Below are 14,923 nucleotides of genomic sequence, written 5' to 3' on the forward strand. Positions count from 1 at the left end.
ACTCCAGCTTAGGGCTCGCGCCCATGTCAGCGATCTGTCAGCGGCCGGTGGAGCGTGTGGGCAAAGTGTCAGTGGCGTCGGGCAGGGTGATGCCCATGGGATACGCGATTGAAGCCGAAGGCCTGGTGAAGCACTACGGCGAGACCAAGGCGCTCGACGGCGTCGACCTCGCCGTGCCGGCCGGGCGGCTGCTCGGCGTGCTCGGGCCCAACGGCGCGGGCAAGACCACGGCCGTGCGCATCCTGGCGACCCTGCTGGTGCCCGACGCCGGGCGCGCTTCGGTGCTCGGTTACGACATCGGCCGCCAGGCGCACCAGGTCAGGTCGCTGATCGGCCTCACCGGGCAGTACGCCGCCGTCGACGAGATGCTCACCGGGGTGGAAAACCTGATCATGATCGGCCGGCTGCTCGGCCTGTCCCGGAGCGAGGCGCGGCGGGAGGCGACGGCGCTGCTGGAGCGGTTCGACCTGACCGAGGCCGGGGGGCGGGCCGCCAAGACGTTCTCGGGCGGCATGCGCAGGCGGCTCGACCTGGCCGCGAGCCTGGTGGGCCGGCCGAAGGTGCTGTTCCTCGACGAGCCCACCACCGGTCTCGACCCGCGCAGCCGCACCGAGTTGTGGGGCGTGGTGCGCGGCCTGATGGCCGACGGGGTGACCGTCCTGCTCACCACCCAGTATCTGGAGGAGGCCGACCAGCTCGCCGACGACATCGTGGTCTTCGACCACGGCAAGGTGATCGCGACCGGCACCTCCGACCAGCTCAAGGCCACCACCGGCGCCCAGGTGCTGGAGGTGCGGCCGATGGAGGAGCACCAGCTGGAGCTGGTGGCCAAGGTCGTCACCGACGTCGTGGAGGAGACCCCGGCGATCGCGGGCGGCAAGGTCACCGCCGCCGTGCGCGACCCGGCCGTGGTGCCCGCCGTCGTGCGCCGCCTCGACGACCTCGGCATCGTGGCCACCGAGCTGGCGCTGCGCAAGTCCAGCCTCGACGAGGTGTTCCTGGCGCTGACCGGGCACCGCGCCGAGGAGCCGGAGAAGACCGACGAGGAGACCTACGCATGACCGCGACCACCGCCTCCCTGCCCGCGCCGCCGAGGCGGGTGAGCCCCGGCGCCACGGTCAGCCAGACGATGACGCTGGCGTGGCGCAGCCTGGTGCAGATCAAGCACAACCCGTGGGAGCTGCTCGATCTCAGCATCCAGCCGATCATGTTCCTGCTGCTGTTCACGTACGTGTTCGGCGGCGCGATCTCCGGCTCGACGGGCGACTACCTGCAGTTCGCGCTGCCCGGCCTGCTCGTGCAGAACGCGCTGTTCTACACGCTGTCCACGGCGATCGGGCTCAACACCGACATCACCAAGGGCGTCTTCGACCGGCTGCGGAGCCTGCCGATCGCGCGCACCGCGCCGCTGGCCGGGCGGGTCATCGCCGACACGTTCAAGCAGGTGTGGGCGTTCGCGCTGCTGGTCGGGTTCGGGATGGCGCTCGGGTTCCGGGTGACGACCGGCGTGGCCGGGCTGCTGGGCGCGCTGGCGCTGCTGGTGATCGTGGCGCTGGCGATGTCGTGGATGTCGGTGCTGATCGGGCTCAAGGCGTCGAGCCCGGAGAAGGTGCAGATGGTGGCCTTCTCGGTGATGATGCCGCTGACGTTCACCAGCAGCGCGCTGGTGTCGCCCGACACGTTCCCGGGCTGGCTGAAGGCGTGGTCCGACGTCAACCCGGTGAGCCACCTGTCCGACGCGATCCGCGGGCTGATGATCGGCGGCGAGGTGGCCTCCCCGGCGCTGGTGTCGCTGCTCTGGTCGGCGGGTTTCGTGGTGGTGTTCGCGCCGCTGGCCATCAGGGTCTTCCGCACCCGCCTCTGACCGGCTCCCGCGAGCCCGGTTCCGGGTCTCGCGGATCAGACCCGCAGGGCGAGGGCGATGACGGCGTCCCGGTCCATCCGGCGGCCGCGCGCGAGGTGGCGGCCGAACTCCGCCGCCCCGAGCGCGGCTTCGGTGTCGCCGGTGATCCGTACATGGTCGAAGTCCACGACGGCGGCGATGCCCTTGACCGCCTCGGCCCCGCCCAGCAGCGCGGCGGCGTCCTCGGCCCGCCCGGCCGCGAGCGCGACGGCGGCGCAGGCGATGACCGCGATGCCGATAAGCTGCGCGTCGCCCGACTGCGCCGCCTGCTCCAGCCCGAGCGCCACCAGCCGCCGCGCCTCGGGAAGATCGCCTTCCTGTACGGACAGCAGGCCGCGGGAGGCGTTGACCGCCGAGACCATCTGGAGCGGCACCCCGCGCGCCCGCTCCATGATCTCCGCGGACCGCGCGAAGAGCTCGCGGGCGGTGGCCAGGTCGCCGTCCTGGCGGGCGAACTCGCCCCACGCGCCCACCACGCCCGCCTCGCCCACCTGGTCGCCGTTCTCCGTGACCAGCCGGACGACCTCGCGCAGCATCTCCTCCGCCTCCGCCCGGTGGCCCAGCTGGTTGAGCCCAAGCGCCAGCCTGGCCCGCATGTACGCGGTGTCGTCCTGGGCGCCCAGCTCGTCCATCACCCGCAGCGCCTCCCGCATGACGGCGATGCCCCGGGTGCTCTCGCCGCGCAGCAGGAGGACGTCCGACATGCCGGCCAGGGCGGTGCCGGCGCCCCAGCGGTCACCGGCCGCGCGGAAGCCGTCGAGCGCCGCCAGGTAGTCGCGCTCGCCCTCCTCGATGCGCCCGGCCGCGTAGTGGGCCAGCCCGCCGCACAGCTGCCCCGCGGCCACCACCCACGGGTCCGGGTGGCGGGCCATCTCCGCCATGAGCTGCTCGGCCTCCGGCTGGGTGGCGCCGAACATCACGAACATCGGCCCCACCATCGCCACCAGCGGGTGGTGCGGCGGCGGGCCCTTGAGCCTGCCGATCTCCGCCTGGGCCTCGCCCGCCTCCTCCCACGACAGCATCGTGCCGAGCCCGTTCAGCACGTACACGGCCAGGCCCAGGGCCCGCGCCGGTCCCGGCGCGCCGGGCGTGGCCTCCAGCACCTCGCGCGCCCTGAGCGCGCCCTCCAGCCGGTGGCCGCGCAGCCACCAGTACCAGCCCAGCGCCCCGACCAGCCGCAACGCCACCGCCGCCGCTCCCCCGCCGGACGCGGCGGCGCCGGCGCTGTCGGTGGCGGTGGCGGTCGCCCAGCGCAGGGCGGCGGTCAGGTTCTCGTGCTCCGCCGTCAGCTCGGCCAGCCGGTCGAGCTGCGCGCCGGTCCGCAGGCCCGGCTCGGCGGCCTCGGCCAGCTCCGTGAAGTGATGGGCGTGCCTGCGGCGCACGTCCTCCAGCTCGCCCGACTCGGCGAGGCGTTCGTGGGCGTACGCGCGGATCGTCTCCAGCATCCGATAGCGTCCGCCGTCGAACACCACGAGCGACTTGTCCACCAGCCGGGTGAGCGGCTCCAGCACGTCCCCGTACAGCCGCTCGATCGTCGCCAGCCCGGCGCCCCCGGCGAACACCGACAGCCTCCGCCCCAGCGCCCGCTCCTGCTCGTCCAGCAGGTTCCAGCTCCACTCCACCACCGCCCGCAGCGTCTGGTGGCGCGGCTGGGCCGTCCGGCTGCCGCTGCTGAGCAGCCGGAACTGGCCCACGCCGCCCAGCCGGGAGGCGATCTCCGAGGCGGACATCGACCGCAGCCGGGCGGCGGCCAGCTCGATCGCGAGCGGCATCCCGTCCAGCGCCCGGCAGATCGCCACGACCGCCTCGGTGTCCGCGCCCACCTCGTACCCGGGCCGCACGGCGGCGGCCCGCTCGGCGAACAGCCGCACGGCGGGGTACGCGCCGGCCTCGTCCGCGCCCGTCCCCGCCGGCGGCAGGCCCAGCGGCGGCAGCGTCCAGGTGACCTCGCCGGTGATGCCCAGCGGCTCCCGGCTCGTCGCCAGGATCCGCACCCCCGGGCAGTCGGCCAGCACCCGGTCCGCCACCCGGGCCGCCTGCTCCACCACGTGCTCGCAGTTGTCCAGCACGATCAGCAGCCGCTTGCCGCGCAGCGCCGCCACCAGCCGGTCCAGCGGCTCCGTCACGCCCAGCCCGGCCGCCTGCGGCAACGCGTCACGCACGTCCAGCGCGCTCGTGACGCTCTGCACCACGCCCGCCTCGTCCTGTACGGGCGCGAGCTCGGCCAGCCACACCCCGTCGGGCAGCCCCACGCTCCCGGCCACCTCCGTGGCCAGCCGCGTCTTCCCCGCCCCGCCTGGACCGATCAGCGTCACCAGCCGATGCCCGCCCACCAGCCCTGCGGTGTAGGCGAGATCCTGCTCCCGGCCCACGAAGCTCGTCAACCGCGCCCGCACGTTCCCCCGCTTGCCCCCCTCGTACTCGAACGCCCCCACCCCGCCGACCCGGGCCGATCCCCCCTCCCCCGCCCACACCCCCTCGGCACGGGCCGCGCCTCCTGGGCGGGGCGCACCACTGTGAGCAGCCGCCCCCTCCGCAGGGTGCGCGCCCTCCCCGGAGGGGTGTGGGCGGAGGGTGGAGCTGAAGGGGCTCAGGGCTGGAGGGGGTGGCTCGGTGCCGGGGGGACGGGCGGCTTCCGTTTGGAGGCTCTCGGGGTGGGGGGCTTCCGGGGCGGGGGGCTCTTTCGGGAGGTCCGGGATGCTCCCCCGGGTGTGCGTGGTTTCCGGGGTGGGGTGGGCGTCGCGGAGGAGGGTGAGGTGGAGGGAGGTGAGGGCGGGCGAGGGGTCGGCGCCGAGTTCGTCGCGGAAGGTGCGGCGGGCTTCCTCGTACGCGGCCAGGGCCTCGACGCGGCGGCCCGCGGCGTGGAGGGCGCGCATGCGCTGGGCGTGCAGGCGCTCGCGGAGGGGGTGGCCGGCGAGGAGGCCGGCGAGTTCGTCGAGCAGGCCGGCGGGCCGGCCGAGGAGCAGGTCGGCCTCGATGCGGTCCTCGACGGCCGACAGGCGGCGGCTCTCCAGGTGGGCGGCGGGGCCGGCGGCGCAGCCGGGGAGGCCGGCGAGGACGGGGCCGCGCCACAGGGCGAGGGCTTCGCGCAGGAGGGCGGCGGCGGTGCGGGGGTCGCCGGCGGCGAGGGCGGCGTGCCCTTGCCCGGCGAGGACGGTGAAGCGTCGCGCGTCCACCTGATCGGGATCCGCGATCAGCCGATACCCGGACGGATCGGCCACCACGAGCTGGCGTGCCCAGTTTTTTCCGAGCGCCGTGCGGAGCCTGGAGACGAGCGCCTGGAGGGCGTTGGCGACGGCGGCGGGTTCGCGGTCGTCCCAGATCCCGGCGACGAGGCGTTCGACTGGAACGGTCCGGCCGGCGTCGAGAACGAGCAGGCCAAGGAGGGTGCGCAGGCGCCGTCCCGCGATGTCGACGAGCTCGCCGTCTCGCCGGACCTCGAGCGGGCCGAGGACGGCGAAGGTGATGCTGGTGTCCCGCTCCATCCCTCGATTGTGGCGGATTTCGGGCCCTCCACCGGCCACCGACCCTGGCGAAACGGTCGGCGCACCGCCGAGACGCGCGTAGCATCATCCGGCATGGGGCTGCGTAACAGGGCTGGACGCGTGCGACGCATCGCCGTCATGGTGACAGCGGTGGCGAGCGCGTTCGCTTTGTCCGGGTGCGCCACCGTCTTCGGAAGGTCCGAAGCCAGCGACATCGCGCGGATCAACGTCTCCGGGCCGGATCTTCGCGAGGGCAAGCCGCTGCCTCGCCAGCACTCCTGCAAGGGCACCGCGGGGAGCCCGGCGTTGCGCTGGTCGAGCCGTCCGCTGCCCGACGCGAAGTCGATCGCGATCGTGGTGGACTCCCACACCCAGGCCGAGCCTGCCGTGCACTGGGTGATCTACAACATCCCGGCGACCACGACCGAGCTGGGGCCGGGGGCCTCGGAGAGCCCGCCGGAGGGCTCGGGTCAGGCGGTGGTCACCGGAGGGAAGACGGGCTATCAGCCCCCGTGCGACGACAAGGGCAGCTACCGTTTCAGTGTCTACACACTGAGCGGGAAGGTGGAGTCCGAGAAGGACGCTCCGCTTTCCACGATCTTGAAGGAGATCGCGGACAAGACCATTGCCCGCGGACGGCTCACGGCGGTCGACATTGAGTGACAGCCCGGAAGCAGTCGGTAGTACTGGTTACCAATTCTTCACTTAGGGTGTGACAACGCTCGTCGTAGTCCGCCAGAATCAGATCCAATTGTTAGGCGCTGGTGATCAAAGGGGGCAGATCGCGTCGATGGCCGCGCGATCTCACCGGTGCCACAGGGAGGCCATGGCTTTGAGGGTGGTGCAATGACCGCGGTTATCGTGAGCTTGGTCGCTGTCGTGCTCCTCGTGCTCGTCGTCGTGGCACTGGGCATGCGTTCCATGAACCGGCGGGAGAGCTCTCTCCCTCCCGAACGGCTGAAGGAGATGGCCGAGAAGGAGGAGAAGACGCACGCGCGGTCGACGGACGAGTTCGCCGCGCACGAGCCGCGGATGAGCAAGTTCAGCCCGGATTTCAGCCCGATCGACGAGCCGAAGCCCAAACCGGTGCGTACGGGTCAGCGTGGCAAGCGTGGCGTCGACGAGTGGGGCAACCCGCACTCCGACGACGAGGACGAGGAGTTCTGGGCCAACATCCGCAGCGACGCGGAGGAGGGCGGCTTCGGCGCGGGCGGCACGGTCGCGGCGCGCAAGGGCGCCTCCCGGCCGGTCGAGCGCGAGCGTCCCGCCGCCGACCGTCCTGCCGAGCGTCCCGCTGCCGCCGACCGTCCTACTGACCGGCCCGCTGACCGGCCCGCCGCCGAGCGGCCCGCCGGGCGCCCGGAGCGTCCCTCGCGCCGGGCCAAGCGCGAGCCCGTCGCCGCCGACCCCAACGCCGCCACCGTGCAGGCGCCGCTGCCGCAGCGGCCCGCCAAGGCCCCGGCTCCGGCCGCCGCCGCTTCGGGCCTGGCCGACCTGGTCGAGCCGGTGCAGCGGCCCGCCCGCTCCAGCGCCGACCTGGCCGACCAGCGCACGATGACGTTCGCGGCGCCGACGGCCGACGTGCTGTCCATCCTCGGCGCCGGCGCCCAGCCGGTGCCGCCCGCCCGCCCCGAGCCGACCGGCTCCTACCCGGGCAGCGGCTCCTTCCCCGCGGCGGGCTCCCCGTCGAGCGGTTCCTTCCCGGCCGCGGCCTCGCCGTCAAGCGGTTCGTTCCCCGCCACGAGCGCCGCCTCCACGGGCGCCTTCACCGCCGTGCCCGCCTCCCCCATCCACGGCGCCCCGACCAGCGACCCGTTCCCGGCCTACAACGGCGGCTCCGCCCAGGGCTCCACCGGCCCGCTCGACTCCCCGTGGCCCGCCCCTCCCGGCGCCTCCTCCGGCATCTCCTCCCCGGGCACCACGTCCGGCTCTTGGGCGGCCTCTCCCGACATCCTCGACGACCCGGGTCCCGCCTCCACCCCGAGCGGCTCCTGGCCGGCCTTCGAGCCGCAGCAGCCGGCCTACCCCGCCTCCTACGAGGTGCGCGCCGGGTGGGCGGTGGCCGACGACTCCGACGCGCTGACCGGCCCGTCGCCCGTCACCGGCACCCCGACGGCGCCCGCCCGCGCGGTGTCGGCCTACGACGACGTGCTGTCTGCGCCGCCCCCGGCGCAGGTCCCCGGGCAGTCCTACGCGTACGAGACGGGCGACTTCACCAGCCCCGCGATGACCCAGCCGGGTCAGGCCGCGTGGCCGGAGCCGCCGGCGCCGGCCGCCGGGTGGCCGGGCTACGGCGCGCCCGAGCCGGGCGGCAGGCCCGCCCCGCGCCCGCGGCCGACTCCCGAGCAGGAGTTCCCCGACTACTACCGCTGACGTCCGGCGGCCGAGATCCCCGTCCTGGTTCCCAGGGCGGGGATCTCGCGCGTCCGGCCGGACTGTCCCGCCAGGGACGGCCGGACCGTACGTCGGGGACGGCCGAACCGTCCGCCAGGAACGGCAGGACCGTCCGTCGGGGAGCGGCGGACTGTCCCGTCAGGGAGCGGTTCCTCCCGGGCTCGAAGGCCGAGGGTTCGTGGCCCTTCGGTAAAACCCGGGGTGCACGTCTCACGCGCGGCCCCAGCGGCATTAGGGTTTTCGCATGTTCCGCGTCACGAAGAGTAGCGTCATGGCCACGCTCCGATACGACGTGCCTGCCTCGCTCGTGGTGTTCCTGGTCGCCGTGCCCCTTTCGCTGGGGATCGCGATGGCCTCGGGCGCCCCGTTCGCCGCCGGGCTGATCGCGGCCGTGGTCGGGGGGATCGTGGCCGGGGCGCTCGGCGGCTCGGCCGTGCAGGTGAGCGGCCCGGCGGCGGGCCTGTCGCTGGTGGTGGCGGACCTGGTCCACACCTACGGCTGGCGGGCCACCTGCATGATCACCTTGCTGGCGGGGGCGGTGCAGCTCGTGCTGGGGGTGTTCCGGGCGGCGCGGGCGGCGCTGGCGGTGTCGCCCGCGGTGATCCACGGCATGCTCGCGGGCGTCGGCGTGGTCATCGCGCTCGCGCAGCTCCACGTCGTGCTGGGCGGCAGCCCCCAGTATTCGGCGATGGCGAACCTGGTGGAGCTGCCCGGCCAGCTCGCGGAGCTGCACGGCCACAAGATCGCGGTCGGCCTGCTCATGATCACCGTGCTGGCGGTGTGGAGCAGGCTGCCGAAGCCGGTCAAGGCGGTGCCGGCGCCGCTGGCCGCGCTGGTGATCGCCTCGCTGAGCGCGTGGGCGTTCGGCTGGGACGTCACGCGCATCGACCTGTCCGGCACGTTCACCGAGTGGTCGTTCCCGGTGCTGCCGCAGGGCGACTGGCACGTGATCGTGGCGGCCGTGCTGCTTCTGGCGCTGCTGGCCGGGGTGGAGTCGCTGCTGTGCTCGGTGGCGGTCGACAGCATGCACAAGGGCCCGCGCGGCGACCTGGACCAGGAGCTGACCGGTCAGGGCGTGGCCAACATGGTGGCGGGCGCGCTGGGCGGCCTGCCGCTCGCGGGCGTGATCGTGCGCAGCACCACGAACGTGAAGGCGGGCGCGCGCAGCCGGATGTCGACGATCCTGCACGGCGTGTGGGTGCTGCTGTTCGCGCTGGGCTTCGGCTGGGCGATCCAGCTGATCCCGATGGAGGCGCTGGCGGCGCTGCTGGTGTTCATCGGCGTGCAGATGGTCAACCTGGGGCACGTGCGCAAGGTGCACGGCCACGGCGAGGTCCCGGTCTACATGGTGACGATGGCCGGTGTGGTGGTGCTGGGGCTGGCCGAGGGGGTGCTGTTCGGGCTGGCGCTGGCGGCGCTGCTGGCGCTGCGGCGGCTGACGTGGGTGACGGTCAGAACGCGGCAGGAGGCCGGCGGGCGGCACCACGCGACGATCTCGGGCTCGCTGACGTTCCTCGGGGTGCCGAGGCTCACCCAGGAGCTGCGCGCCATCCCCGCGGGGGCGTCGGTGGACCTCGACCTCAACATCGACTTCATGGACAACGCGGCGTTCGAGGCGATCCACTCCTGGCGGCTGGACCACGAGAGGTCGGGCGGCACCGTCGACATCGACGAGCTGCACGACGAGTGGTACACCCTGGCGGCCAGCGGCGCCCGCATGTACCCGGCCAAGACGCCGGCGCGCCCGCCGGACCGGTCGTGGCTGCCGTGGTCGCACCGGGGCCGCCGCAAGCCGCACCGGATGCTGCCGCTGCACCCGGCCGACTGCCAGCTCACGGTGGGGGCGCGGGAGTATCACCGGCGTACGGCGCCGCTGGTGCGGCCGATCCTCACCGAGCTGGCCGGCAAGCAGCAGCAGCCGACGCACCTGTTCATCACGTGCGCCGACTCGCGGATCATGCCGAGCCTGATCACGTCGAGCGGCCCCGGCGACCTGTTCACCGTGCGCAACATCGGCAACCTGGTGCCGCGCCGGGGCGCCGAGCCGAACGACGACTCGGTGAGCGCGGCGATCGAGTACGCGACGCAGGTGCTGGGCGTGCACACCATCACCGTGTGCGGGCATTCGGGCTGCGGGGCGATGGCCGGGCTGCTGAGCGGCGGGGTGAAGGCGGGCAGCCTGCCGGGGATGCGGCGCTGGCTGCGGCACGGCAACCACAGTCTGGCCAGGTTCATCGAGACGGAGGGCGACCGGCTCGACGGCGGCGCGCTGGACGTGCTGTGCCGGGTGAACGTCCAGCAGCAGCTGGAGAACCTGCGCACCTACCGCAAGGTGGACGAGCAGGTCAGGGCGGGGCGGCTGAAGCTGGTGGGCCTCTACTTCGACATCGGCTCGGCGCGGGTGCACATCCTGCCGCCGGCGCCGTCATCGCTCACGGTCAAGAGCTGAATCACGTCATTCACGCGCGGGCCGGGTAGTAGGCGGCCCACGCCTCGTCGCCCATGCGCAGCATGCGCACGCCGATCCAGCCGAGTGCGACGACCGGCACGGTCCAGAAGATCACGGTGAGGGCCCCGTACGAGACCGTGAAGGAGCCCACGTAGCCGGCGGCGACCAGCGCCGGCGCCCACCAGCCGACGAACCCCGCCCGCCAGACCGCGGCGACGAGCACGGGCAGCCCGAGGAAGCCGAGGAACATCCACGGCAGCTGGAAGCCGAACGTGACGCCCGGCAGGCCGAGCATCTCGTCGAGGATGCGCTGCGCCTCCTCCGGCGGGTGGCGCTGGCCCAGCCACCATTCCACCGGGTCGCTGAGCAGCAGCCCGGACAGCGACAGGTAGCCGATCACCGTGCTCGCGCCCGCGACGTGGCCGAGCGTGACGGCCTTGCGCCGGGTGAGGTGGACCAGCCCGAACGCGGCCACGGCCATGAGCATCCAGCTCCAGTGGTAGAGCACGGACTGGGTCTGGGCGAGGGCCGGGTTGTCGCCGAAGCTGACCGCCTCGCGGTCGTCGCCCCACGTGCCGGGGTCGACGACGACGGCCACGGCCTGGAGCAGCGGCGCGACGATCAGCAGCAGGCCCGCCGAGACGCGCCTGAAGGTCACTTGGTCGTTGAGCATGCCGCGAACGATAGGCAGCGCGGGCACGGACGGTCGTCAGCCTGCGGGCGGATCGCCCCTCACCCGGGCGGCGGAGCGTTCACACGGCGGTGTAGCGGTCGCGGGCCTGGCCCTGGAGGTGGCCCGGCGGGAGCCTGCGGCCGTAGGCGAGCAGCAGGAGGTCCTGGGCGGCGCCGCTGAGCGGGGTGCCGGCGCCGAAGGACCAGTCGAGGTCGGTGGCGCGCAGCTCGACGCCGGCCAGGTCAGCGCCGAAGAACCTGGTGGTCCTGGGGGTGACCTGGCCGAGGAGCACGCGCAGGCGCTCCTCGGGGACGGCGCGTTCCAGGCCGAGGGCGACGGTGATGTCGAGGCCGTGGACCACGTCGTGCCCGAGCGCCGCGGCCACGCCGCCGACGGGCGGCTTCCACGGGTGGTGCGCGTTGTCCCTGAGCGCCGCCGCGAGCTGTGCGGTGGACAGGGCGGCGGCGTCCTTGCGGGCGCACCGGTCGGTCATCCGGTTCAGGTTGCCTCCGGCCTTGACGAGCTCCAGCGCCATCCTGGACAGCGGGTAGCGGAAGCCGAGCGACATGTGGGCCGCGACCTCGCGCACCCGCCATCCGGCGCACAGCGTGGGCTCGTCCCACTGTCCGGGCGAGAGGCCGTCCAGCATGTCCGCCAGCTCCCGGCGTTCGGCCGCGATGGCCGCCCTGATGTCCATAGGTCCGTTCCCCCTGATTGTCGACTCCTAACGAGATTACTGTAATAATTGGATTATGAGAATGACAAGGGCGGAGACGAAGGAGCGCAACCGGCGCGCCCTGCTCGACGCCGCGCGCCGGATCGTCGCCAGGGACGGCCACCGCGCCAAGCTGGAGGAGATCGCCGAGCAGGCCGGGCTCACCACCGGGGCCGTCTACTCGCTGTTCGGCAGCAAGAACGGCCTGCTGGTCGCGCTGGCCACCGACTACCTCGACCCCGAGTACGAGGACCTGGCCCGCGCCTTCCCGCCCGACCTGGATCTCGCCGGGACGGTCGACGCCTTCGCCCGCCACCACCGCCGCCTGTGCGACGACCCCGAGGCGCGGCAGCGGCTCTCGTTCGAGCTCAGCCTCCAGGATCTCGGGCTGCGCGAGCCCACCCTGCGCCCCAAGCTCGCCGAGGCCGTACGCCTCCAGGAGGAGCGCCTGGTGGCGCTGCTGGCCGGCAGGACGCACGACGGCGCCCGGATCACCGAGCGGCAGGCGCGGCGTCTGAAGACGGCGCTGAGGGGGCTGCTGACGGGTCTGAGCCAGGGCGTCGTGCTCGGCCTGGCCGACACGGCCCCGGAGCCGTACTTCGCCGCCGCCGCCCGCGCCCTGCTCACCCCGGAGGTCCTGGGCCCGCCGTGAGCTCAGCCCTCGTAGCCGTCGTAGTCGCCCCAGCCGCCGGCCTCCATCAGCTCCCGCCAGGTGGGCCAGCGCTGCCCGGTCGCCTGGCGGACGAGCTCGCCGGGCATGGTGTACGGCGGCGCCTTCTGCGGCTTGGCGGCCGCCTGGCCCACGATCGCGTCGTGGAGCACGGCGGCGGCGTGCAGCCGGGGCAGCACGGCGTGGATCCGGTCGGCGTAGCCCGGCGGCAGGGCCGGCCCGTCGGGCCCGAGATCGTACCCGGACCCGGCAGAGACCAGCGCGATCTCCGGCCGCTTGCGCGCGGCGAGCTGCGGGTGCAGGTGCAGGGCGATCGCGTCCCAGACGACCTCGACCCGCTCCGGCGCGACGCCCTGCTCGGCGAGGAACCCGGCGGCCAGGTCGGCGCCGTCGAGGTCGAAGCGCTGGTCGCCGTCGCCGCGCTCGCTCAGCCCGGCGTCGTGCAGCACGCAGCCGAGCAGCAGCAGCTCGTCGTCGTAGTCCTGGCCGGGCCGCAGCCCCTGCTGCTCGCCGAGGAAGCGCCCGTAGAGGTAGGCGCGCATGCAGTGGTTGAAGATCGGGCGCGCCACCAGGTCGCGGGCGAAGCGGACGGCGTTCAGCGTCAGCCCGGTCCAGGGGAAGGTCAGGTTCCCGTACGTGTCGAGCACGTCAGCCTCCTTGGGGGTCGGTGCGCCGGATGTGCCGGAGCACGAGCAGGCCGCCGATGCCGGGGACCGCGGCGCGCCAGCGGGTGGCGGTCGAGGCCACGGCGGGCGACAGGATGGTGGTCACCAGGACGGTGAGGTAGGCCGAGCCGTGCAGCGGGCCGCCGAGCGACGTGATCGCGTCGTGGTGCACGGTGAAGACGTTGGTGAGGAGGACCACCAGGCTGGCGGCCTCGACGGCGGCGGCGATCCGGAGCGCGAGCAGCACGGTCACGCACCTCCGCCTGCGCCGGGGCGCACGATCATCATGACGACGACGGCGGCCCACAGGAGGTTGTAGACGCCGGCGAGCATGGACAGCGGGCGCAGCCGGTCGCGGTCACCGGGAGTGGCGAGGGCGTCGCGCTGGCGAGGGTAGATCTGCAGGGCCAGCAGGATGCCCGCGGCGGCGGTGAGGATCATCGAGAGCGTGATCCAGATCTCGCCGCTGCGCCCCTGGGCGAAGGCGAGCACCAGCCCGGCGGCGGGCACCACGAGGCCCAGGAGGCTGTAGCCGCGGGTGATGCGGTGCAGCGCGACGGCCACGGCACGGCTGCGATCCTCCGGCGGCGGCGCCGGCGAGCCCGCGCCCACCGCCACGGGCACGGCGACCGGCACGTAGCGGGGGAACAGGCTGGTGGCGACCGCCGAGCCGCCGATGAACACGATGGCGGCCAGCACGTGCACGGACAGCAGGAAATCTTCCATGAGTTCTCCTCAGGGACCTTCAGGTTGCCTGAAACTTAGCAGACAACCTTCAGGGTCCCTGAAGGAGGGCCCGGAGTGATGGAGGAGAGGTCCTGAAGGAGGGCCCGGAGTGATGGAGGAGAGGTCCTGAAGGAGGGCCCGGAGTGATGGAGGGGAGGCCCTGAAGGAGGGGCCGGAGTGGCGGAAGGGACCGTGCTGCCGGCGGAGGCGCCGGAGGTCAGGCCAGGCCGGAGAACGCGGCGCGTACGGCGTCGCCCACCTGCCGCTGGATCGGGTCGGCCGCGGGCCCGAACATCCGCTCGTCGACCTCCTGCACCGCCGCCCGCGCCGCCCGCAGCAGGCGGGCGCCGTCGGCGGTGAGCTCGATGGCGGAGGCGGACCCGGCGCGGGCCGTCGTGTCGCGCACCAGCCCGGCCCCGGCCAGCGCCTTGACCGCCCCGTGGACGCTCTGGACGGTGATGCCGGACATCCGGGCCAGGTCGCTGAACGACACCCCGGGCATGGCGGAGATGTGGCCGAGCAGCCCGAGCCTGCTGACGGTGAGGTCGAGCGGCGCGAGGGCGGCGTTGAGCTCGGTCTCGATCCGCCGCGCCAGGGTGAGCACCACGATGGAGGTGCTGGTCACGGGAGTCGCGGGGCGGGAGTCGTTCTCGGTGCTCACCCGTCCAGTCTCCCGCACCCCGCCCGCGACACCGGACGGCGGGAGACGAGCCGGCCTGTAGGCCGGGTTCTAATTCGGCGTGCCCGCGACCTGCCAGAAGAGCAGAAATCAAGACGAGAGCCGCGGGAATGCTGCCATCGCTTGACGGTACTTGCCGAGCTCTATCGATGCGGTGTGCCCCGGTTGTGCCCTCTCCGGTCAGCGCAGAAGATCGAGTCGTTCCCGCGCTCGTTGCCGTTCCTCGTCGGTGAAGAGCCCCGCGAACTCCTCCTTCAGCACGTGCGCCTCTACCGATAGATCCAGGCGGCCATGGCTGCGGAGGGTCTCGAACCCGTCAGACACCTGATCACTCCACAGGAGCAGCTTGGCGGTTACGAGGCCGCCGCGGTCAGAAACCATCTGGATGAAGCGGGTCGCGTTGTATCCGATGTCTCGCTTCGCCGTGTGGTAGATCTCCACCATCGCCTGGTGGAACTGAAGCTCTAGGTGTACTTGGCCAAGATCTTGGTGACACGCGGTCGCGGGTGATTGATCACATAGAAGACCTCCGGGCGTAGTGGAGTTTGCCGACTTCACCACCAC

13 protein-coding genes and 1 pseudogene are annotated in these 14,923 nt (G+C 73.2%); 6 read left to right on the plus strand and 8 right to left on the minus strand.

Going from position 1 to position 14,923, the window contains the following annotated elements; translation table 11 throughout:
- Positions 1-95: 95 nt before the first annotated feature.
- Both AB0G11_RS38585 and AB0G11_RS38590 read left to right on the plus strand, forming a co-directional pair.
- Entirely contained in the window at positions 96-1,061 is a 966-nt protein-coding gene (locus tag AB0G11_RS38585; RefSeq protein ID WP_219507728.1) for an ATP-binding cassette domain-containing protein, read from the plus strand.
- Positions 1,058-1,864, plus strand: a complete 807-nt coding sequence (locus AB0G11_RS38590) for an ABC transporter permease (RefSeq protein ID WP_219507727.1) — start codon at positions 1,058-1,060, stop codon at positions 1,862-1,864. The genes AB0G11_RS38585 and AB0G11_RS38590 overlap by 4 nt, the downstream gene beginning before the upstream one ends.
- Before the next feature lie 35 nt (positions 1,865-1,899).
- Here AB0G11_RS38590 and AB0G11_RS38595 read toward each other — a convergent pair whose 3' ends face one another.
- On the minus strand, positions 1,900-5,388 hold the full coding sequence (locus AB0G11_RS38595) for a BTAD domain-containing putative transcriptional regulator (protein WP_357591590.1): 3,489 nt from the start codon (positions 5,386-5,388) through the stop codon (positions 1,900-1,902).
- A gap of 93 nt (positions 5,389-5,481) precedes the next feature.
- On the opposite strand from AB0G11_RS38595, the gene AB0G11_RS38600 reads away from it, so the two are divergent.
- The 3 genes from AB0G11_RS38600 (at position 5,482) to AB0G11_RS38610 (ending at position 10,231) form a co-directional block, all read left to right on the plus strand.
- Positions 5,482-6,051: a YbhB/YbcL family Raf kinase inhibitor-like protein gene (locus tag AB0G11_RS38600; protein ID WP_357591592.1), complete on the plus strand. Its 570-nt coding sequence runs from the start codon at positions 5,482-5,484 to the stop codon at positions 6,049-6,051.
- Between the two features lie 198 nt (positions 6,052-6,249).
- A complete protein-coding gene (locus tag AB0G11_RS38605; protein WP_357591594.1) occupies positions 6,250-7,761 on the plus strand; it encodes a hypothetical protein in 1,512 nt (503 codons plus the stop codon).
- Positions 7,762-8,053: 292 nt separating this feature from the next.
- The gene (locus AB0G11_RS38610; protein ID WP_357591596.1) at positions 8,054-10,231 is read left to right on the plus strand and encodes a bifunctional SulP family inorganic anion transporter/carbonic anhydrase; all 2,178 of its coding nucleotides are present in this window, start codon (positions 8,054-8,056) and stop codon (positions 10,229-10,231) included.
- A 10-nt stretch (positions 10,232-10,241) separates the two neighbouring features.
- Here the strand turns inward: AB0G11_RS38610 and AB0G11_RS38615 are convergent, their stop codons facing one another.
- On the minus strand, positions 10,242-10,904 hold the full coding sequence (locus AB0G11_RS38615) for a hypothetical protein (protein WP_357591598.1): 663 nt from the start codon (positions 10,902-10,904) through the stop codon (positions 10,242-10,244).
- Between the two features lie 79 nt (positions 10,905-10,983).
- Positions 10,984-11,601, minus strand: coding sequence for a maleylpyruvate isomerase family mycothiol-dependent enzyme (locus AB0G11_RS38620; RefSeq protein ID WP_357591600.1), 618 nt, complete (start codon positions 11,599-11,601; stop codon positions 10,984-10,986).
- A gap of 55 nt (positions 11,602-11,656) precedes the next feature.
- Here AB0G11_RS38620 and AB0G11_RS38625 point away from each other — a divergent pair, with 55 nt between their 5' ends.
- Positions 11,657-12,271, plus strand: coding sequence for a TetR/AcrR family transcriptional regulator (locus AB0G11_RS38625; protein ID WP_357591602.1), 615 nt, complete (start codon positions 11,657-11,659; stop codon positions 12,269-12,271).
- Between the two features lie 2 nt (positions 12,272-12,273).
- Here the strand turns inward: AB0G11_RS38625 and AB0G11_RS38630 are convergent, their stop codons facing one another.
- The 5 genes and pseudogenes from AB0G11_RS38630 to AB0G11_RS38650 form a co-directional block, all read right to left on the minus strand.
- Positions 12,274-12,936, minus strand: a complete 663-nt coding sequence (locus AB0G11_RS38630; protein WP_308126157.1) for an HD domain-containing protein — start codon at positions 12,934-12,936, stop codon at positions 12,274-12,276.
- Between the two features lies 1 nt (position 12,937).
- Positions 12,938-13,201, minus strand: a complete 264-nt coding sequence (locus AB0G11_RS38635) for a hypothetical protein (RefSeq protein ID WP_357591604.1) — start codon at positions 13,199-13,201, stop codon at positions 12,938-12,940.
- 2 nt (positions 13,202-13,203) lie between these two features.
- Complete coding sequence (locus AB0G11_RS38640) at positions 13,204-13,680, minus strand: hypothetical protein (protein WP_357591606.1); 477 nt, start codon at positions 13,678-13,680, stop codon at positions 13,204-13,206.
- Between the two features lie 217 nt (positions 13,681-13,897).
- Positions 13,898-14,341, minus strand: coding sequence for a helix-turn-helix domain-containing protein (locus AB0G11_RS38645; RefSeq protein WP_219517177.1), 444 nt, complete (start codon positions 14,339-14,341; stop codon positions 13,898-13,900).
- Between the two features lie 198 nt (positions 14,342-14,539).
- Positions 14,540-14,923, minus strand: a pseudogene (locus AB0G11_RS38650) (hypothetical protein); the annotation flags it as partial.

It is taken from the genome of Nonomuraea sp. NPDC023979 (assembly GCF_040639085.1).
Taxonomy (GTDB): domain Bacteria; phylum Actinomycetota; class Actinomycetes; order Streptosporangiales; family Streptosporangiaceae; genus Nonomuraea; species Nonomuraea ceibae.